Source organism: Dactylosporangium sp. NPDC000555 (genome assembly GCF_040300025.1).
In the GTDB taxonomy this organism is placed as follows: domain Bacteria; phylum Actinomycetota; class Actinomycetes; order Mycobacteriales; family Micromonosporaceae; genus Dactylosporangium.
The window spans coordinates 1-19,042 of sequence record NZ_JBEPDB010000053.1 but is presented as its reverse complement, the minus strand read 5'-3'; the positions used below and the strand labels follow the sequence as shown (position 1 = coordinate 19,042).

General features: G+C 71.4%; 20 protein-coding genes. 7 read left to right on the top strand and 13 right to left on the bottom strand.

The features are described from left to right. Positions 1–26: 26 nt before the first annotated feature. The 7 genes from ABT297_RS27510 to ABT297_RS27480 form a co-directional block, all read right to left on the bottom strand. Positions 27–1,694, bottom strand: coding sequence for a thiamine pyrophosphate-binding protein (locus ABT297_RS27510; protein WP_350554734.1), 1,668 nt, complete (start codon positions 1,692–1,694; stop codon positions 27–29). After that, entirely contained in the window at positions 1,691–2,734 is a 1,044-nt protein-coding gene (locus ABT297_RS27505) for a ketopantoate reductase family protein (protein ID WP_350554732.1), read from the bottom strand. The genes ABT297_RS27510 and ABT297_RS27505 overlap by 4 nt, the downstream gene beginning before the upstream one ends. Beyond that, on the bottom strand, positions 2,731–3,753 hold the full coding sequence (locus tag ABT297_RS27500; RefSeq protein WP_350554730.1) for an MBL fold metallo-hydrolase: 1,023 nt from the start codon (positions 3,751–3,753) through the stop codon (positions 2,731–2,733). Before ABT297_RS27500 ends, ABT297_RS27505 begins: the two co-directional genes overlap by 4 nt. Beyond that, entirely contained in the window at positions 3,750–5,237 is a 1,488-nt protein-coding gene (locus ABT297_RS27495) for a class I adenylate-forming enzyme family protein (protein WP_350554728.1), read from the bottom strand. The genes ABT297_RS27500 and ABT297_RS27495 overlap by 4 nt, the downstream gene beginning before the upstream one ends. Further along, entirely contained in the window at positions 5,234–5,653 is a 420-nt protein-coding gene (locus ABT297_RS27490) for a Zn-ribbon domain-containing OB-fold protein (RefSeq protein ID WP_350554726.1), read from the bottom strand. The genes ABT297_RS27495 and ABT297_RS27490 overlap by 4 nt, the downstream gene beginning before the upstream one ends. Next, a complete protein-coding gene (locus ABT297_RS27485; RefSeq protein ID WP_350554724.1) occupies positions 5,650–6,819 on the bottom strand; it encodes a thiolase C-terminal domain-containing protein in 1,170 nt (389 codons plus the stop codon). Before ABT297_RS27485 ends, ABT297_RS27490 begins: the two co-directional genes overlap by 4 nt. A gap of 69 nt (positions 6,820–6,888) precedes the next feature. After that, a complete protein-coding gene (locus ABT297_RS27480; RefSeq protein ID WP_350554722.1) occupies positions 6,889–8,055 on the bottom strand; it encodes an acyl-CoA dehydrogenase family protein in 1,167 nt (388 codons plus the stop codon). A 162-nt stretch (positions 8,056–8,217) separates the two neighbouring features. Between ABT297_RS27480 and ABT297_RS27475 the strand changes: the two genes are divergently transcribed. The 7 genes from ABT297_RS27475 to ABT297_RS27445 all read left to right on the top strand — a co-directional run bounded on the left by ABT297_RS27475 (position 8,218) and on the right by ABT297_RS27445 (position 12,909). Next, positions 8,218–9,357 carry an acyl-CoA dehydrogenase family protein gene (locus ABT297_RS27475; RefSeq protein ID WP_350554720.1) on the top strand — a complete coding sequence of 380 codons (1,140 nt, stop codon included), beginning with the start codon at positions 8,218–8,220 and terminating at the stop codon, positions 9,355–9,357. Positions 9,358–9,364: 7 nt separating this feature from the next. Beyond that, on the top strand, positions 9,365–10,381 hold the full coding sequence (locus ABT297_RS27470) for an acyl-CoA dehydrogenase family protein (protein ID WP_350554718.1): 1,017 nt from the start codon (positions 9,365–9,367) through the stop codon (positions 10,379–10,381). Between the two features lie 63 nt (positions 10,382–10,444). Further along, complete coding sequence (locus ABT297_RS27465) at positions 10,445–11,317, top strand: enoyl-CoA hydratase (RefSeq protein WP_350554716.1); 873 nt, start codon at positions 10,445–10,447, stop codon at positions 11,315–11,317. A 322-nt stretch (positions 11,318–11,639) separates the two neighbouring features. After that, a complete protein-coding gene (locus ABT297_RS27460; RefSeq protein WP_350554714.1) occupies positions 11,640–12,005 on the top strand; it encodes a hypothetical protein in 366 nt (121 codons plus the stop codon). Positions 12,006–12,032: 27 nt separating this feature from the next. After that, entirely contained in the window at positions 12,033–12,221 is a 189-nt protein-coding gene (locus tag ABT297_RS27455) for a hypothetical protein (protein WP_350554712.1), read from the top strand. After that, positions 12,218–12,373: a hypothetical protein gene (locus tag ABT297_RS27450; RefSeq protein WP_350554710.1), complete on the top strand. Its 156-nt coding sequence runs from the start codon at positions 12,218–12,220 to the stop codon at positions 12,371–12,373. The genes ABT297_RS27455 and ABT297_RS27450 overlap by 4 nt, the downstream gene beginning before the upstream one ends. Positions 12,374–12,540: 167 nt before the next feature. Then, a complete protein-coding gene (locus ABT297_RS27445; protein ID WP_350554708.1) occupies positions 12,541–12,909 on the top strand; it encodes a group I truncated hemoglobin in 369 nt (122 codons plus the stop codon). Between the two features lie 429 nt (positions 12,910–13,338). Here the strand turns inward: ABT297_RS27445 and ABT297_RS27440 are convergent, their stop codons facing one another. The 6 genes from ABT297_RS27440 to ABT297_RS27415 form a co-directional block, all read right to left on the bottom strand. Further along, the gene (locus tag ABT297_RS27440) at positions 13,339–14,652 is read right to left on the bottom strand and encodes an HNH endonuclease signature motif containing protein (RefSeq protein ID WP_350554706.1); all 1,314 of its coding nucleotides are present in this window, start codon (positions 14,650–14,652) and stop codon (positions 13,339–13,341) included. A gap of 253 nt (positions 14,653–14,905) precedes the next feature. Continuing rightward, positions 14,906–15,475, bottom strand: a complete 570-nt coding sequence (locus ABT297_RS27435; protein ID WP_502885653.1) for a DinB family protein — start codon at positions 15,473–15,475, stop codon at positions 14,906–14,908. Positions 15,476–15,480: 5 nt separating this feature from the next. Continuing rightward, the gene (locus ABT297_RS27430) at positions 15,481–16,470 is read right to left on the bottom strand and encodes an NAD-dependent epimerase/dehydratase family protein (RefSeq protein ID WP_350554702.1); all 990 of its coding nucleotides are present in this window, start codon (positions 16,468–16,470) and stop codon (positions 15,481–15,483) included. 1 nt (position 16,471) lies between these two features. After that, the gene (locus ABT297_RS27425; RefSeq protein WP_350554700.1) at positions 16,472–16,924 is read right to left on the bottom strand and encodes a cold-shock protein; all 453 of its coding nucleotides are present in this window, start codon (positions 16,922–16,924) and stop codon (positions 16,472–16,474) included. A 32-nt stretch (positions 16,925–16,956) separates the two neighbouring features. Beyond that, the gene (locus ABT297_RS27420) at positions 16,957–18,351 is read right to left on the bottom strand and encodes an AMP-binding protein (protein ID WP_350554698.1); all 1,395 of its coding nucleotides are present in this window, start codon (positions 18,349–18,351) and stop codon (positions 16,957–16,959) included. A gap of 42 nt (positions 18,352–18,393) precedes the next feature. Then, positions 18,394–19,042, bottom strand: a 649-nt coding sequence (locus ABT297_RS27415; RefSeq protein WP_350554696.1) for a sensor histidine kinase, incomplete at its 5' end; no start/stop codon positions are given.

Sequence of the window (19,042 nt, the reverse complement as noted above, 5' to 3'; positions counted from 1 at the left end):
CCGCCCCCTCCGAGTGGTGGTGCCGCTCAGCCGGTACGCGGGGTGACGCGCTGCGGCGGGTCGAGCACCTCCGCGTACCAGGGTGCCAGCAGCTGACCGTCGATCGCCACGTCGATCACCATCGGCGCGTCGCCGGACCAGGCGCGGATCGCGTCGGCGAGTTCGCCGGCGGTGGTGGCGCGCCGGGCCTCGCAACCGAAGCCGGCGGCCACCTCGACCATGTCCGGACCGCTGAAGCGCGCGAGGTCGTCCGGCAGTCCCTCGTGGCGTAGGTGGTGGATCTCCGCGCCGTAGGCCATGTCGTTGAACACCACGACGAGCAGAGGGACGGCCTCCCGCACCAGCGTCTCGAGGTCGGCGATGGACGTGGCGAGCCCGCCGTCGCCGATCACACAGACGTGCGAGGGTCCCGGCCCGGCGACGGCTGCCCCGGCCGCCACGCCGAGAGCCTGGCCGATGGCGCCGAACGTGAGGGTGAACTGATACCGGTGTGGTGCGGGGACCGTGATGAACTCCGTGGGGAAACCGATGTAGTGCCCGCCGTCGACGGTCAGGACCCGATCCGAGGGCAGCTCCCGGTCCAGCACCATCGACGCGGTACGGGGATCGATCTTGCCGTCGCCGCTGCGGTCGGCGAACCCCTCCTCGGGCCGCCGCTGGGCGAGCCGGTCGAAGGCGCCTTCGGCGGCCCACCGCGCCGGTGCCGCGCCCCGCTCCGGCAGCCGCGGCAGGAGCGACTCGACCAGTTCCCGTACATCGGCCACTATCCCGTGGTGCGGCCGGGCCTGCGCGCCGATGGCGTCCGCGTCCTCGTCGCATTGCACCAATGTGGCGTGCGGGAAGAGCCCGCCGCGAGCTATCGTCCACACGCTCAGCGACGCCCCGAGCGAGACCACCAGGTCCGCCGCGCCCAGCAGCTCGCGGGCCAGCGGATGGGAGAAGCCACCGACCACGCCGATGTCGGCCGGGTGGCCGTGGAACCGATCCTTGAGCAGCGCGGTGGTCCCGAGGAGGGCGCCGGTCCGCTCGGCCAGTGCCGCCACCGCGTCCCCGGCGCCGGACCATTCCGCGCCTCGGCCGGCCACCACGACCGGGTGGGTCGCGGCGGAGAACAGCTCGGCCAGCCGTATCACGTCGGCCTCGTCGACCGGTGCCCGGTTTCGCCGCACCGCCGGCCGGGTCAGGGCCGCCGGCGCCCAGGTCCGTTGCTGTACCGAGCCGGGCACGCTGACGACGACCGGGCGGCGCTCACGTAAGGCCAACTCGGCCGCCTCGACCAGCGCCGCCCCCGGATCGGTCTCGGTGACCCGAAGGTACGCGGCGCCCGTGCCGGCAACGATCGGCTCCTGATCGATCGCCTGCCCGGTGGGCCTGCGACCGACCGGCAGCTCACTGGTGATGACCAGGACCGGGGAGGCGGAGCGGACCGCGGTCGTCAGCGCGGTGAGCGCGTTCGTCAGGCCCGGGCCCTGGATCACCGTCGCCACGCCGAGCCCGCCGGTGGCACGCGCCTGACCGTCGGCCATGTTCACCGCGCCCGCTTCGTGCCGGGTCGCCACGTACCGGCCGCCACGCTTGTGGAACTCGCCGATCATGTGCATGTTGCCCACGCCCATGACACCGAACATCTCGCGTACGCCGAGGCACTCGAGCGCCTCGACAAGACGGGCGTAACCCGCTGTTTCCGTGTTCATGTCAGCCCTTCCAGGTTGTGCATCCCCGGCGTCCGTACGCCGCGAACCAGTTCCTCCACCCGCTCGGTCAGTGCCCGGTTGAGCGGTGTGGCGACCCCGACCCGCTCCGCGGCGTCGACCACCGCGCCGTTGAGCCAGCGGACCTCGACCGTGCGCCCCTTCTCGGCGTCCTGCAGCATCGACGGCTTCAGGTCCGGGAACGGGGCGTAGGTCCGTTCGAACGCGGCCTCGAAATCCCGGACCGCGGCGGGGTCGCCGGCGAACAACCGGTCCAGATCGGCGCCGTAGAGAATCCCGGGCTCGACGGCGACGCCGGTGGCGCGCGCGACCGCGACCGCTTCGAGCCCGGTCCGCAGACAGACCTGGCGTACCGGGGGAAGCGCGGCCATCCGCCCCAGGCCCAGCCCCACCAGCGTGGATACCGGGTTCAGCAGGCAGTTGCGGGTGAGCTTGCTCCACAGGCCGGCCCAGATGTCGTCGGAGACGACCACCGGCAGCGCGGTACGGAGCCGGTCGGCGACCCCGGCGACGAGGCCGGCCGCGGCCCGGTCGACCGCACCGATGACCAGGTCCCCGTCGGAGCGTTGCTGCGTGACTCGGCCGGGGCCGGCGAGCGCGCCGTCGAACCGGACGACGGCACCCACCGTACGGGCGGGGCCCACCACGTCGGCGATGACCGGCTCGTTCAGGCCGTTCTGCAGCGACAGCACCGGACAGCCCGGCGGCAGCCGGTCGGCCACCGCGAGCAGGGTCTCGCGGGTACGGTCGGACTTCACCGCGAGCAGTACGAGATCCGGCGGTGCCGCGTCGGCGGCCGCGGGAAGCTCGGCCAACTCGGGCAGCTCGGACAGCCGGATCGCCGCGGGCCGCGTGTGCAGCACACCGCCCGGGTGCTCGAGCGTGAGCCCGTGCTCGCGGATCCGGTCGACATGCTCGGCCCAGTCATCGATCACCACGACCCGCTGACCGGCCCCGGCGAGCCGGGCGGCGATGCTGGCGCCGATGCCGCCCGCCCCCACGACCCAGATCGTGGCGCTCATTCCGTCCCCCTTGTGGACACGGCAGCCCAGCGCTGCGGCGGGCCGGGCGACACGGTGGCCGCACCGAGCGTGGCGAGTCGCAGCAGGTGCGCATGGGTCTCGCCGAGCGCGGCCCGGACGAGGTAGGCGGGCAGGCTCTCCAGGCGGCGGTGCCAGGCGAGCTCGCCGCACACCTCGTGCACGGTCTCCGCTCCGCTCCGCAGTACCATCAGCACCTCCTGCAGCCGATCGTCGTGGTGGCGTACAAGTTCCCCGGCCCGGCTCGCCGCGTCGGGGATCGCATGCTGATGGGCGGGAAAGGCGGTCCGTGGACCGAGATCGGCCACCGCGAGCAGCGAGCGCAGGTAGTCCGACAGGGGATCGGGGCCGGAGAGCGGGCCGAACGAGATGTTCGGCGTCGCCCGGGAGAGCAGGTGGTCCCCGGCGAACACCGCGTGCTCGGCCGGCAGGTCGAACATGAGGTGACCAGGGGTGTGTCCGGGCGTGTGCACGGCGACCACCTCACGCCCGGGGATCGGCGGCCGGTCGCCGTGTCGCAGCTCCAGGTCGGGGTGGCAGACGCCGACGTCGCCGGAACCGGCGTGCATTGACGCACCCAGTTCATCGCTGCGGCTGTGCGGCACGCCGGCAGCGTGCAACCACTGCTGGATACTGGCGCCGAGCTTGCTCTCGGTGCTGTACCGGACGTCGATCAGCGCGGCCTCGGCGGGGTGCAGCGCGATCCATGCGGTCGTCGCCGCCCGGATCCGTGCCGCCAGCCCGTAGTGGTCGGGGTGGATGTGCGTGACGAGGACCCCGCGCAGGTCCGCGAGCGAGGCACCGGCGGCGGCGAGCCCGGCGGCGAGCAGGTCCAGCGCGTTCGGGCTCGACCATCCGGCGTCCACGAGGTAGAAGCCGTCATCGGCCTCGATCGCGTAGACCGTTACGTACGCCAGGCCGGTGCCGGTGAGCGGCAGCGGCAGCGCCCAGATACCGGGCAGGACCTGCTCGACCGGAGGGAGTTCCGGCGCCGTGCTCATCGGATCACCTCCGCGGCCGGCTGCCGGGACTCCAGCAGTGCACGTACCCGCGCGCGCGGCACTTTGCCGGTGGCGGTCTCCGGCAGCTCATCAAGAACCTTGATCACGTCCGGGGTCTTGAGCGACCCGAGGTGCCGGCGGACCCACTCCCGGATCGCCTCCGGCTCCGCGGTGCCGGCACGGGGCACGACCGCCGCGGCCACACGTTCGCCCCACTCGGAGTCCGGCAGGCCGACGACGGCCACGGCCGCCACGGCCGGATGCCGCAGGATGACATCCTCGATCTCGCCAGGCGCCAGGTTCTCGCCGCCCTTGATGATGATGTCGTCGCTGCGCCCGCCGAGGAACAGGTAGCCGTCCGCGTCGACCCGGCCGGTGTCGCCGGTGCGGAGCCACCCGCCGGTCAAGCCGCCGGACGCGACCTGGGCGCCCCGCACCTCCACCATGCCGCTGGCTCCGGGTGGGACCGGCCCGCCGGCGGTGTCGACGAGCCGCACCTCCACGCCCGGCAGTACCCGCCCGACGGAGTCGAGGCGCTCCAGCGCGATGGGGTCACCGAGTGCGGCGGCCCGGTGGTCGTCGGGGCCGAGCACCGCGATGGTGGAGCTGGTCTCGGTCAGGCCGTAGGCGTTGACGAAATCCGTGTGCGGAAAGGCGCGCAGTGCCAACTCGATCGTGGGCCGGGGCATGCGCGCACCCCCGTAGGAGAGGCTGCGCAGGGCGGGCGCCGGACGGTCCGGTGTCCGGTGCAGCGTGTCGAGCACCCGGGCGAGCATCGTCGGTACCAGAAAGGCGTGGGTGGCGTGCTCGGCGGCCGCGGCGCGCAACCAGCCCTCCGGGGTGAAGCGGCCCAGCGGGATGAGCCGGCGACCCGCGTAGCATGAGGTGAGCACCGCGGCCACGGCTGCGATGTGGAAGGGTGGCGTGGCCAGCAGCAGGGCCTCGTCCTCGGCGGCGGCACCCAGCTCGACGGTGTTGGTGACGTAGCTGAACAGGTTGGCGTGGGTGAGCGAGGTCAGCCTGGGCGGTCCCGTGGTGCCGCTGGTGAACAGTTCGACCGCGGTGCCGTCGGCGTCGGCACGGTCGCCCTCGTCGCGATCGAGGCCGGATGGCGGAGCGCTGATCAGCTCAGCCTCGCTCAGCACGTCCATACCGGCGGGCACGGTGACGCCGGCGCCCCGGACGACGCAGGCACCCGGCAGCCGTTCGAGCAACTCGTGGATCCGGTCGACGGGGAGCCGGTGGTTGACGGGCACGAACGGGAGACCGGCCCACGCGGCGGCGAAGAGCGCGACCGGGAAGGCGGCGGTGGTCTCGCCGAGCAGCACGACGCGCTGGGCGCCACGCTCCCGCAACAGGCCCGCCGCCGCCACCACCCGGTCCCGGTAGCCGGCGAAGTCCAGCAGCGCGCCGTCGGGAGCGCGCAGGGCGGGCCGGTCGGGGTGGAACTGGGTCGCCATCTCCAGCAGCAACGGCACGCTCATGGCGCAGCCGTGGGCCGGAACCGGGGCAACGAAACGCTCTCGGCCACGTCGTCGAACCACACCCGCACGGTCATGCCGATGTGGACGTCGCCGGGGACACAGTCCACGATGTTCGCCATCAGGCGGGGGCCCTCGGCCAGTTCGACGAGCGCGACGACGTAGGGTACCTCCGCGGCGAACGCCGGGCTGGGCGCGCGCCGGACCACCGTGTACGAGTACACGGTGCCCGTGCCGGCGGCGGGTCGCAGCCGCAGCGCGTGTCCGTGGCAGCGTGTGCAGATCAGCCGTGGAAAGAGCTGGTCGGCGTCGCAGTCGTCGCAGTGTTGCACAACAAGCCGGTGCTCCGCGGCGGCGCTCCAGAATCCGGCGCTGTCCTGGTCGGGCACGGGCAGGGGCTTCGCGGCGGGTGCGCTCACGCGGGTACCTCCGAGGAGAAGATCGCGGTGCAGTGCGAGGCGAGAATGCCGCCCTCGGCGTGCACCAGGGCATTTCGGGCGCCGGGGACCTGCCGGTCGCCGGCCTGACCACGCAGCTGGTGCACCGCCTCCGTGAGCAGGAAGAGGGAGCTGGGCTTGCCGGCGTGTGAGTGGGACAGCACGCCGCCGTGGGTGTTGGTCGGGAGCCGCCCACCGAGGCGGGTGTTGCCGGCCGCGACGAACTCCGCGCCCTCGCCCTTGGCGCAGAAGCCGAGATCCTCCAGTTGCATGGGCTGGATGAAGGCGAAGGCGTCGTACACCATCGCCACGTCGATGTCATCGTGGCGGCAGCCCGCCGCGGCGAACGCGGCCCTGCCGGACTCCGCTGCCCCGGTCTCGGTCAGCTCGGCGGCCTGGGAGACATGCTCGAACGGGTGCGACTCGCCCATGCCGAGCAGGTGCACCGGGGGCTGGCGCTGATCTCGCGCTCGAGCTGCCGAGGTGATGACGATCGCGGCGCCCGCGTCGGAAACCGGGGCGCATTCGAGCATGTGCAGCGGGTCCGCGATCAGGCGCGAGCCGAGGACGTCGTCGACGGTCAGCGCAGAGCGGAACTGCGCGGTGGGATGGAGCGCGGCGTGCATCCGGTCGACGACGGCGACCTCGGCGACATGCTCGGGCTTGATGTTGTAGCGGTGGTAGTAGCGGGCTGCGATGAGCGCGTAGAGCCCCGGGATCGGCGGGCCGGTCGGCGCCTCGAACTCCGGGTGCCCGATCGTCGCCATCGACTCGATCGTCGCCGCGCGGCCCATTCCGGTGGCCAGGTTGTCCGCCTTGGCGATGACCGCGACCTCGGCCTGGCCGGTCAGGATCATGGCCGCCGCGTACTGGAGCAGCGCCAGGGAGGTCGAGCCGCCCGTGTTGACCGTCAGGCAGTGCGGGGGACGGATGCCGAGGTACTCCGCCACCATCTCGGCGTGGTAGAGGTAGGGTCGCGCTCGGGAGTTGCCGGTTATCAACAAGTCGATATCGGCCAATGCGAGGCCGGCGTCGCGCACGGCCGACTCGATCGCATTGGCGTGCAGTTGGGTGCTCGACCGGTCGGGGACCTTGCCCACCGGGGTTTCGCCGATCCCGGCGATCGCGACCGCACCGCGGAAATCCACTCCGGCTCCTCTTGCTCGATCGATGATGTGGATCTAGCAGGACTTCTAGCAGGACTTCTAGCAGGACTTCTAGTAGGACTTCGGCAGGCCAAGGACCTGGGTGGCGATGAACGCCTTGGTCAGGTTGTTGGTGACGGGCGCGACGCGCGTCAGCGGCAACTGCCGGTAGAACCGTTCGATGTCGTATTCCTTGGCGTAGCCGTAGCCGCCGAAGGTCTCGAACGCGATGTTGACCGCGTAGTGTGCCGCCTCGGTGGCCCGGAGCTTCGCCATGTTCGCCTGTGCGCCGCAGTCCAGTCCGGAGTCGTATCGCCACGCCGCTTCATAGGTGGCCAGTTCGGCCGCCTTCAGCTGTGAGTAGGCGTCCGCCAGCGGTAGCTGTACGCCCTGGTTCTGCCCGATCGGTCGGCCGAACACGACCCGGTGTTGTGCATAGGCGGCGGCGCGGCGGATCACGTTCAGACCGAGACCGACCGCCTCGGCCGCGATCATGATTCGCTCCGGGTTGATCCCGTCGAGCAGGTGCCGGAAGCCGTGCCCCTCCACGCCGATGCGGCATGAGACCGGCACTCGCAGCCCGTCGATGACGACCTCGTTGGATGAGACCCCGTTGCGGCCCATCTTCGGGATCTCGGTGATGACTATCTCGGGAACACGCATGGGGATGAAGAGCAGCGTCATGCCGTCGGTCTTGCGGCTCACCGCCGAGTACGGCTGGGTGCGGCACAACAGCAATCCGTACTCGGCCTGCGCGGCCCGGCTGATCCACACCTTGCGGCCGGTGACTACGTAATCGTCGCCCTCGCGCCGGGCGGTGGTGGTGATTCGGGTCGTGTCCACCCCGGCATCCGGCTCCGTGACCAGGAAGCAGGAGTTCAGCTCGCCGCGCGCCGCCCGTGGCAGGTATGCCTGCTTCTGCTCTTCGGTCCCGTGCACGAGCACCGGATTGAGCCCGAACATGCCCATGTGCACCACGGAGCAGGCGTCGAGCCCGCCGTCGCTCGCCGCGATCTCCTGCAGCACGAGGGCGGCCTCGGTGACGCGCAGGCCCACGCCGCCGAGTTCGACGGGGAGCATGGTGCCGGGGATGCCGGCTGTGGCGCACGCCTTGGCGAACTCCTCTGGAAAGATTTTCTCTCCGTCGATGCGACGCCAGTAGTGCGAGTCGAAGCCCTGACAGAGCTTCCGGGTGGACTCCCGGAGGTCCCGTTGAACGTCGCTCAGCTCGAAATCCACCCCGCTTCCACCCCCCGCCGACTGGTTGCGAAAGTAACTTCCATAAAGTGGAAGTTACGGATGCGCCCCGGGTCTGGTCAAGCCCCCACCTTCGGGATTGACGACGTCGGGGTGAAGTGGATACGTTCTCCACATGTTGGAAGTCCGTCGCCGGAGTGCTGGATGGACCTGAGCGACAGTCCGGCGGAGGCCGCCTTCCGCGCGGAGGCGAGGGCCTGGCTCACGGCGAACCGCCCAGATCCACCGCTGCCGTCCGGGGACACCGCAACCGGGTTCGCGTTACACGTCGAGTGGGAGCGCATGCTGTTCGACGCCGGTTGGTCGGTCGTGTCGTGGCCCCGCCGGTATGGCGGCAGGGAAGCCTCGCTCGTCGAGTGGCTCATCTTCGAGGAGGAGTACTACCGGGCAGGCGCACCGCAGCGGGTCACCCAGAACGGCATCTTCCTGCTCGCCCCGGCCCTGTTCCGTTTCGGTACCGCGGAACAGCAGAACCGCCTCCTGCCACGGATGGCCGCGGCGCAGGATCTGTGGTGCCAGGGCTGGTCCGAACCCGAGGCGGGCAGCGACCTGGCCGCGATCCGCAGTCGTGCGCTCCGTGATGAGCGGGCCGGCGGCTGGCTGTTGAGCGGCCAGAAGACGTGGACGACCCGCGGCGCGTTCTGCACCCACCTGTTCGGACTGTTTCGCACGGATGCCCAGGCGCCGCGGCATCGCGGGCTCACCTACTTTCTCGTGCCGCTGGACGCCGAGGGTGTCACCGTGCGCGGGTTCGGCCGGCTCGACGGGGACGAGGGCTTTGCCGACGTCTTCTTCGACGATGTGTTCGTCCCGGACGACGCCGTGCTCGGCGAGGTCGACCAGGGCTGGCACGTGGCGATGGCGACCACCGGATCGGAGCGGGGCCTCACCCTGCGCTCGCCCGGCCGCTTCCGGCACACCGCGCGACGCCTCGTCCACCTGGCCACCACCCGTGGAGACGACCTCGATCCCCTGCTCGCGGACGAGGTGGTGCAGGGATGGATGGCCGCTGAGGCCTACCACCTGTTCACGCTTCGTCAAGTCACCGACATGCTCGAGGGCCGTGACCCCGGCCAGGCATCCAGCCTCAACAAGCTCTTCTGGTCCGAACTGGACGTCCGGCTGCACACCACAGCGCTCGAACTGCTCGGCCCCGCGGGCGAGCTGGACGGCCCGTGGAGTCGCGGTTTCCAGTTCGCGCTGGCGGGGCCGATCTACGCCGGAACCAACGAGATCCAGCGCACCATCGTGGCCGAGCGGCTGCTCGGCCTACCCAGGAAATGAGCGGCCGATGTACTTCGGGTACTCCGCGGAGCACGAGGAGCTCCGGTCACTGACCCGGTCTCTGCTCGAGCGCGAGTGCTCCACCGCCGTGGTCCGCTCCGCCCCGGACGCGCCAGCGCTGCGGGCACTCTGGCGCCGGCTCGGTGAGATCGGGGCACTGGGCGTGCTCGTCCCCGAGGAACTCGGCGGACTCGGGCTCGACGAAGTCGGGATGGTCGCCTTGCTCATCGAGGCCGGCCGGGTCGCCCTGCCGCTTCCCGTACTGGAGGCCCTCGCGCTGGCCGGTCCGGTGCTCGCCGGTCCGGTGCTCGCCGGGAGGACTGAGCACCGCAGTACCTTGGCGTCGCTGCTGCGGGGTGAGGTGACCGTGGCCGCCGACCCCGCCGGTGCCGGCTGCTTTCCGCACGGGCGCGCAGCCGCGTACCTCCTGACCGGAGGGTGGGGTGGAACCGGCTCCATTCATTTGGCGGCGCTCGACACGGGTCACGTCGAACCGGTCGAATCGGTTGATCCGACCCGTGGGCTGGTTCGCCGCACCGGACCGATCGGCGAGCCCATCGCCGATGGTCCCGAGGTTCTGCGTGCCTGGCGCCGCGCGGTTCTCGGCACGGCCGCAGAACTCATCGGACTCGCTCGCCGGATGCTCGACATGGCGGCCCGGTACGTGCGCGAACGCCGGCAGTTCGGCGTTGCGGTGGGAAGCTTCCAGGCCGTTCAGCACGCGCTGGCCGACGCGCTCGTCCGGATCGAGTTCGCCGAGCCCGCGGTACTGCGGGCGGGCCACAGCATGGCCACCGGTTCCCCCGACGCGGGGCGGGACGTGTCGATGGCGAAGGCACTGGCGTCGGCGGCCGCGTCAGCTGTCGCGCGGACAGCCCTGCAGTGCCACGGCGCCCTCGGCTACACGGTCGAGTACGACCTGCACCTGTTCCTGAAACGCACCTGGGCTCTGGCAGGAGCGTGGGGCGCGGCCAGTTGGCACCGTCGGGAGGTCGGTCGGGCGCTGAGCCTGACGCCGCATTGATCGGAAATGGCTCGATGGCAGGGGGAAACCCCGGGTGACCTGGAGACAAGGGAGGCAACACCGGTGACGCAGCAGTCCGGCACTGGCGATGACGTGGTGCGCTACGAGCGCCGGGGTCCGATCGCCATCATCACCATGAACCGGCCTCGATACCGTAACGCGCAGAACTCGGCGATGACGTACGCCCTCGACGACGCTTTCTACCGTGCCGCCGACGACAACGAGGTCGCGGTGATCGTGCTTCGCGGTGCGGGTGAGCACTTCAGCGCCGGGCACGACATCGGGACGCCGGAGCGGGACATCGACCGGAGCTTCCCGCGCCGGGCCGGTCTTTGGTGGGACCACGTCGGCCGCTCGGGCGCCGAGAGCCGGTTCGCCCGCGAATCAGAGGTCTATCTGGGGATGTGCCGCCGGTGGCGGGATCTGCCCAAGCCGACCATCGCGTCGGTACACGGCGCCTGCATCGCGGGCGGGCTCATGCTGGCCTGGGTCTGCGACCTCATCGTCGCCGCCGATGACGCGTTCTTCGCCGATCCCGTGCTGCGGATGGGCATCCCCGGAGTGGAGTACTTCGCGCACCCGTGGGCGCTCGGTGCCCGGCAGGCCAAGGAATTTCTCTTCCTCGGCGAGCGCATCGACGCCCACCGCGCGTACCAGCTCGGCATGGTGAACAGGGTCGTTGCGCGGGAGGATCTGGAGGCGTTCACACTCGACATCGCGACGCGGATCGCGTCGATGCCGCCCCTGGGCCTGGCGCTGGCAAAGCGGGCAGTGAACCAGGCCGAGGATCTCATGGGACTGCGGGACGGCATGGACGCCGCGTTCGGCCTGCACCACCTGGCGCACGCGCACAACGCGGAGGTAGGACAGGACGCCCTAGCCGGCCACGACGCCCGATCGATGCGCGACGCCGGCCGGGAGGCCGACGCCGGCTGAGATTCCGGCCTGACGGTCACCGCCGCGACGCCTGCAAAGTCTGGGGCGGGTTTCCTGCCGCGGCTGCGGCACGCGGCCGCCACCACGGGCGACCGTGGTGAAAGAGCCGGTCGCAGACCTGCGACTCCGGGCTCTGCTTGATGTCGGTGACGGGCGAGTTGCACGGGCGGGGAGTGCGTTCGCGTTCCACCCGCATGGTGCGGTTGATCGTCTCCGAGCGGTCCACCACGGCATCGACGCCGCCCAGGTCGTCCGCGACGCCCCGTCGCCGAGGTTCGCGGCGGTCTGTGTGGTGAGCTGCCGCATCGGCACGCTGATCTCGGTGGGCTTCGTCGACCTGCCCGGCCTGCTTCGGTCTGGGGCCGACGGTGCTGGCCGACGGTGCTGGCCGGCGGTGCTGGCCGACGGCGCTGTGTTCGTTGCCGCGGCGGTCGGGCTTCTGCTGGTCGAACGGCGCGTTGCGGCCCCGATGCTGCCGTTGCGGTTGTTCGCCGGCCGTACCCTGACCGGGGCCACCATCGTCGGCCTGTTGATCAACCTCGGGTTCTACGGTGAACTGTTCGCGATCAATTACTCGGCGCTGCCGGCCGGTCTGGCCTCCTGCCGCAGATGGGCGTGGTCGCGGTCGGCTCGGCCGCCTCCGGCCGATTCGCCGCTCGCACGGGCAGCCCCCGGCCAACCCTGCTGATCGGGCTGCTCGCGTGCGGCGCCGGACTTGCCTGGACTGACCGTGGCCGGCGCGCACACCCCCTACCCGTTGCTGGTGGTGCCGCTGGTCGCGGCCGGTTTCGGCATGTCGTTCACGATGCCGGCGGCCACCACCGCGGTCACCGAGGGCGTCCCCACCGAGCAGGCCGGGCCGTCCGCCGGCGTGATCACGCCGCCCGCCAGGTGGGCAGTGTGATCGGGGCGGCCCTGCTGGGCGCGCTGGTCGGCCACGGCACGGGGTTGATACCTGGCCTGCGCCTGGCCCTGGTCAATGCCGCGGTCTCGTTCTGGACCGGCGTGGCGCTCGCCCTGGTCACCGTCCACGGCCCGGCCGGCGTCCGGCGGTGACGGCGTGGTCGCGCCGCCGGTGGCTCAGTTCCTGCCCGATGCCGAGGTGCGGTGTTTGTAGCACGGATGTCGCGCGGCACCAACGCTGGGGTAACGGGCCGGCGCTACGGTCGCCGTACGATCGGCCGCGGCGGCGCGTCCGCGTCGCCGCGCAGGCGGGAGGCGAGATGAGCATCTATGACGCGATCGGTGGCGCGGAGTCCGTCCGGGCCGCCGTCGAGGGCTTCTACACCCGGGTCCTCGGCGACTCCCGGCTTGCGGGCTTCTTCGCCGACGTGGACATCAGCCGACTGAAGACCCACCAGCGTGCCTTCATCGCCGCGGCCCTCGGCGGTCCGGAAGTCTACGCGGGGCGCGACATGGCCGCGGCCCACGCCGGACTGGGTCTTACCGACGCCCACTTCGACGCCGTGGTGGCCCACCTTGCGGACACCCTGACCGAACTGGGCGTGCCGGGCGACCGGATCGCCGAGATCGCAACGGCGCTCGGCCCGCTGCGGGAGCGGATCGTCTCGGTGTCCGGACTGTCCGGCTGACCACGGCCCGCGCCGGGTGGCGTGAGCCGGGCACAAACCGTGGGGGCGGAATGGCGGCACACGGGCGCCTCAGTTTCAGACAGTGCAAAGCGTGGCGGACGAGGTGCTCCGTCGCCGAGGGGCGGGGGGCGCGGACGCGGCGCGGGTAGGCGTTCCGCGGCGTCGAGCTGGCCGTCGGGGCGGGGGGAGTGGGCGCACATCGCCGCTGCGCGCGCTCGCCGGACACCTCAAGATCACCGTTCTTAGCATGCGGCGCGGCGCACCCGCCGCGCTCGGCTACGTCATGGGCGTCAACGAGCCGAGCCGGGGCTCACCATTGCCGAGCACATAGAGGAGCGGCTCGTGCGTCCTGGTCGCTGCCGAAGCGGCAGCGGCAGGCGCTCGCCCTGCGGCACGGGGTGCCGCTGGTCGGTGGCGCGGTTCGCGGATTCAGGTTGTATTCGTGGTCGGTTTTCTCATTAATGGTGGGAATCGTCCGGTGCGTGGTCGGCTGGGTCCGAGGTCGTATGGTGTGCCGTCGGGTCGGGTGATGGTGATGGTGCCGTTGGTGGGGTGGTGGTGGAGTTGCCATCCGCGTTCGTGGACGTTGATGTGGTGGTGGCGGCAGAGGTTGATGAGGTTGTCGATGTCGGTGTTGCCGTGGTCGCGGATCCAGGTTTTGAGGTGGTGGCTGTCGCACCAGTTGGCGGGTGTGTGGCAGCCGGGCCAGCGGCAGTGTGGGTCGCGGGTGGCGAGGGCGCGGCGGAGTGCTGGTGGTGTGTTGCGGTAGGCGCGGCCGAGGTGGAGTGGTAGTCCATTGTTGGGGTGTTGCCAGATGTGTTGGAGGTTGGCGTCGCAGCTGAGTCGGGTGGTGAGGGTGTCGGGGATGATGCCGTAGCCGGTGAGGGTGGCGGGCCCGTCCTCCGCGTCGGCCGGGTCGGCTGTGGTTTCGGGGGTGGTGGGGTTGTTGTCGTGGTTGTGGAGTTTGGTGTAGCGGCGGACTGGCATGAGGAGTGTGAGGTGTGGTCGGACGCCGGCTACGAGGGGGGTTCGGCCTTCGCGGAGGGTGGTGTTGAGGAGGTCGGCGAGGGCGTCGTGGCGGCGTTGGGTGGGGGTGCGGTCGTCGTCGGGTGGTGGGGGTTGGGTGTATGCGTCGAGGGCGGTGGTCAGCAGCGCGCCGGTTTCGGTGTCGAGGATGCCGCGGAGTTTCCACATGGTTCCGGTTTGGGTGATGGTGAGGCCGCGGCGGTCGTGGTGTTGGGTGGGTGTGTGCTGGTCGCGGATGGTTTCGTCGATGAGGCGTTCGCAGATTTCGCGGAGGGCTTCGGGTTCGTGGTGGCGGGCGATGGTGACGAGGGGTTGTTCGGCGGTTTCGATGATGTCGTCGCCGATTTCCTGGGCGGTCAGGGCGATGCGGTCGACGTGTTCGCGGGTGACGTCGCCGGCGTCGAACGCGGTTTCGAGGGTGGGTAGGAGTTGGATGGTGGTGGCGGCGCGGATGCGGGAGGTGGCGGCTGGTCCGGAGAGCCGGCCGTAGGCTTGGAGCCATTGTTTGGTGTTGGGCCAGCCGTCGGCGCGGGCGAGTCGGCGGTCGTCGAAGGCGCTGATGTAGTGGGCGATGATGGCGTCGAGTTGGTTGGTGTGGCGGAGCAGGGCGAGCATCGCTTGGCGCAGGGTGGTGTCGTCCAGGTGGGTGGGGTCGTGTTCGAGGAGCGCGGCGAGCGCGTCGCCGAGCGCTGCCACGCATCCCTGGTCCGAACTCATGCCCGGACCATAGCCGCCGCCACCGACACTTCCGCACCCCGCAACACCACCGCCCCACCCGGCACACCCACCACCCCGGACCACCCCGGCACGGCGTTCCCGCAGCGTAACCAGCCTCACCCCAGGCCGCCGAAAGATCCAAACCCCACACCCACAACGCCCGAAACCCGGCCCGCAACCCACCCAAACCAGCACCATCCGCGATCAGAGCACCACCCACCGTGTCAACCGCGGCGACAGGATCGTGAAACTCCTAAGCCTCTCGGGCGGCCCGCTCGAGCTTGTCGCGGTAGGCGGCCCACCAGTCGGCGTCGCCGCCGACGAGGTTGGACGTCGCCGGCCGCCATCCCGCGGCGCCGTCGATGAGCTCCCGCACGATGTCGGCGTGCCCGGCGTGCCGGTCCGTCTCGGCGATCATGTGGATCAGCACGCGGTGCAGGGTCACCTCGTTCCGCGCCGGGTCCCACCACGGCACCCGCCCGGGCGAGTCGAGCTCCAGCGCGTCGATGGTCACGTCAGAGTGCGCCCACACCCGGCGGTACAGCCCGATGATGTCCTCGCGCGTCTGGTCCGGGGCCGCCCACATGTCGGCGTTGTCCTCGGCGCCGTCCTCGATCCACGGCAGCGGCTCGGGAAACGGCCGCCCGAAGGTGGCGCCGAAGTAGCCGGCCTCGACCGACGCGACGTGCTTGACGAGCCCGAGCAGGTTGGTGCCGGTGGGCACCATCGGGCGCCGGATGTCGTACGCCGAGAGCCCGTCGAGCTTCCACAGCAGGTTCTCGCGCCCGGTCTGCAGGTACTGCTTGAGATCCGCCTTCGACACCGGGCTCAACCCAGGCGGTAGCGGGCGACGAGATCGTCCATGATCTTGTCCAGGCGCTCGTCGACGACCTGGCGGGCCGGGTCCTCGTCGAACCAGGCGACGATCTCGCGAGCGCCGCGGTGGAACGGGATCGTGGCAACGTAGTCCGGGACGAGGGCCTTGACCTTCGCGTTGTCGAAGACCATCGAGTGGGCCTTGTCGCCCAGCAGGCCCGCGCCCCACTCCGCGTCGGTGGCCGCGATCGCGTCCGACGGGACGTGGACGATCTTCGCGGTGGTGCCCAGCGCGGCGGCGAGGTGCTCGGCGATCTGGTTCCAGGTCAGTACGTCGTCGCTCGTGATCTGGAAGACGTCACCGATCGCGCGGGGGTGGCCCAGCAGCGGCACGAACGCGCGGGCGAAGTCCTCGTGGTGGGTCAGCGTCCACAGCGAGGTGCCGTCGCCGTGCACGACGATCTCCTTGCCGGCGCGCATGCGGGCCGGGACCGTCCAGCCGCCGTCGAACGGCACGAGCGTGCGGTCGTACGTGTGCGAGGGGCGCACGATCGTGGCCGGGAAGCCCTTGTCGCGGTACACCTTGACGAGGAGGTCCTCGCAGGCGATCTTGTCGCGGCTGTACTGCCAGAACGGGTTGCGCAGCGGCGAGGACTCCACGACCGGCAGGCGGGCCGGCGGGGTCTGGTACGCCGACGCGGAGCTGATGAACACGTATTGCCCGGTGCGACCGCGGAACAGCTCGATGTCGGCGTGGACGTGGTCGGTGGTGAAGGCGACCCAGTCCACGACGGCGTCGAAGGTGTGCCCGGCGATCGCCTCACGCACGGAGGCGGCGTCGCGGATGTCGGCGCGCAGGACCTTCGCGCCCTCCGGCAGCGGCCGCAGGCTCGACTCGCCGCGGTTGAGCACGTGCAGGTCGATGCCGCGCTCGACGGCCAGCCGCGAGCACGCCGAGCTGATGATGCCGCTGCCGCCGATGAACAGGACCTTCAACGCCACGTCAGCTCTCCACCCAGCCGTGACTGCGGGCGAAGCTGACCAGATGCTGGCGGGCCTGGGCGATCTGGCTGCCGGTCAGCGACGGCACGTGCTGGATCAGCAGCTCGGTCACCTCGGCGGTGAACTCGCGGCTGGACAGCACATCGCACAGGCCGTCGTCCTCGCCGGATGGGCCGGGCGTGCCGGGCGTCGCCGTGGCCACCGGCGCGAACGGCGACGTGGTGGCCCGGGCGTGCTCGCGGCGGGCCGAGACGTCGAGGATGCGGACGCTCGAGACCTTCAGGCCGCGCTCGCCCTCCTCCACCTCGTATTCGACCCGCATGCCGGGATGTACGAGATGGCGCTGCTCGCCGAAGTCGTTGGCGTGGACGAACACGTCCTCACCGCCGGCGTTCGGCGCGATGAAACCATAACCACGAACCTCGTCGAACCGCAGAATCCGGCCCGTCTCCACCGCGAACCACCACCCACCAAGAAAAGTCTGCGCTACAGCATAGGACCCGCCAGCCGCTTCTTCTGCACCTTGCCCATGGCGTTGCGTGGCAGGACGTCCACGAAGTGTACGACACGTGGCCGTTTGTGGACCGACAGGTGTGCGGCCACGAAGTCGATGAGGTCGCGCTCGCCGACCGGGACGCCGGCGGTCACGACGAAGGCCGTCACCGCTTCGCCGAGGTCCGCGTGCGGGACGCCGACGACCGCGGCCTCGCGCACGGCCGGGTGCGTGAGCAGGGCGTCCTCGACCTCGCCGGCGCCGATGCGATATCCGCCGCACTTGATGAGGTCGGTGGAGGACCGCCCGACGATGCGGTGCCAGCCGTCGGCGCCGACGCGGGCGAGGTCGCCGGTGCGAAACCAGCCGTCAGGCGTGCGGGCCGCCGATTCGGGCTGCCCGCGGTACCGTCGCAGCAGCATCGGGCCGTCGACCCACAGTTCGCCGATGGCCTCGCCGTCGCGGGGCAGCTCGGTGCCGTCATCGCCGACGAGCCGGGTGCGCACGCCGGCGACCGGCACGCCGACCTGGCCGGGGCGGCGCTCGCCGTCGGCGCGGCTGCTGATGGTGATGAGCGTTTCGGTCATGCCGTAGCGCTCGACCGGGCGGTGGCCGGTGAGGGCGTAGAGCCGCTCGAAGACCGGTGCGGGCAGTGGGGCGCTGCCGGAGACGAGCAGTCGGGCCGGGCGCAGGGCGCGGGCGGCGGCGGGCTCGGCGCACACCCGGGACCACACGGTCGGCACGCCGAAGTAGAGGGTGCCGCCGGCGGCGGCGTACGCGGCCGGGTGCGGGCGGCCGGTGTGCGTCAGCGCCGAGCCGTGCCGCAGCGCGCCGAGCACGCCGAGGATCAGGCCGTGCACGTGGAACATGGGCAGGCCGTGGACGAGCCGGTCCTCGGGGGTCCAGGCCCACGCCTCGGCGACCGCGTCCAGCCCGGCCTCCACGGCGGCGTGGGTCAGCTCGACGCCCTTCGGGGCTCCCGTCGTACCGCTGGTGTACATGACGAACGCGACGGCGTCCCCGGGCGGCGCCGGGCATCCGGCCCCGGAGCCCGTCGAGGCTCTTCCCACGTCGACCGGCACCGGCGCGGCGAACGGCCCGGGGCGGTTGCCCAGCGTCACCTCGGCGCCGGAGTCGCGCAGGATGTGCTCGCGCTCGGCCGGGCCGGCGTCGGCCGGCACGGGCACGACCGCGGCCCCGGCGAGTAGCGCACCGGTCACCGCCACGACGGTCTCCAGCGTGGGGGTGGCGTCGACCGCGACCGTGGCGGCGCCGTGGACGTCGTGCGCGACCGCCGTGGCGGCGCTGAGTAACCGCTCGGCCGACAGTGCGCGACCGGCGACGGACACTGTGGGTGCATGGGCGCGCAGTCCCTCGAGCAGACGCATGGGCCCAATGGTCACACGCGCGCAGTGCGACAGCGACGACGGTCAGCGCACGATCCGGCGGGTGTTGCGGGGCGCGGGGACCTCGGGGGCGGACGGGCCGAGCTCGATCGCGATCCGCGCGCCCCGCAGCGGACCGCGCTCGATGCTCAGCCGGCCGCCGGCGGCCTCGGCGACGCGGCGGACGATGTCCAGGCCCAGGCCGGTGGAGCCGGTGCCGCTGGAGCCGCGGCACAGCGCCCGGTCAGGGTCGGCGATACCCGGCCCGGCGTCGTCGACGATGAGCCCCCGCGCGGAGACGTGCACCTCGAACGCGGTGCCCTCGGCGGTATGCTGGAACACGTTGCCGAGCAGGCAGTCCACCGCCGAGACCAGGTCGGACTCGGCTACGGGCACGTACACGGGCTCCTGCCCGCCGGTGACCCGCCACGGCCGGTTCTGGTCCTCGGCGAGTACGGACCAGAACGCCAGCCGGTCGGCGACGACCTCGACCAGGTCGGTGCTCTCCGGCCGGCGGTCCGCGGCGGAGCGGCGGGCGGCGGTGATGATCTGCTCGATCTCGTCGTCGAGGGCGTCGAACGCCTGGCGCATCCGCTCGCCGATCGGGCCGGGCGGCATGGCGTCGGCGTCGAGGCGCAGCGCGGTGACCACGATGACGTACACGATGCCGCCCAGGATGATCAGGAGCGGCGCC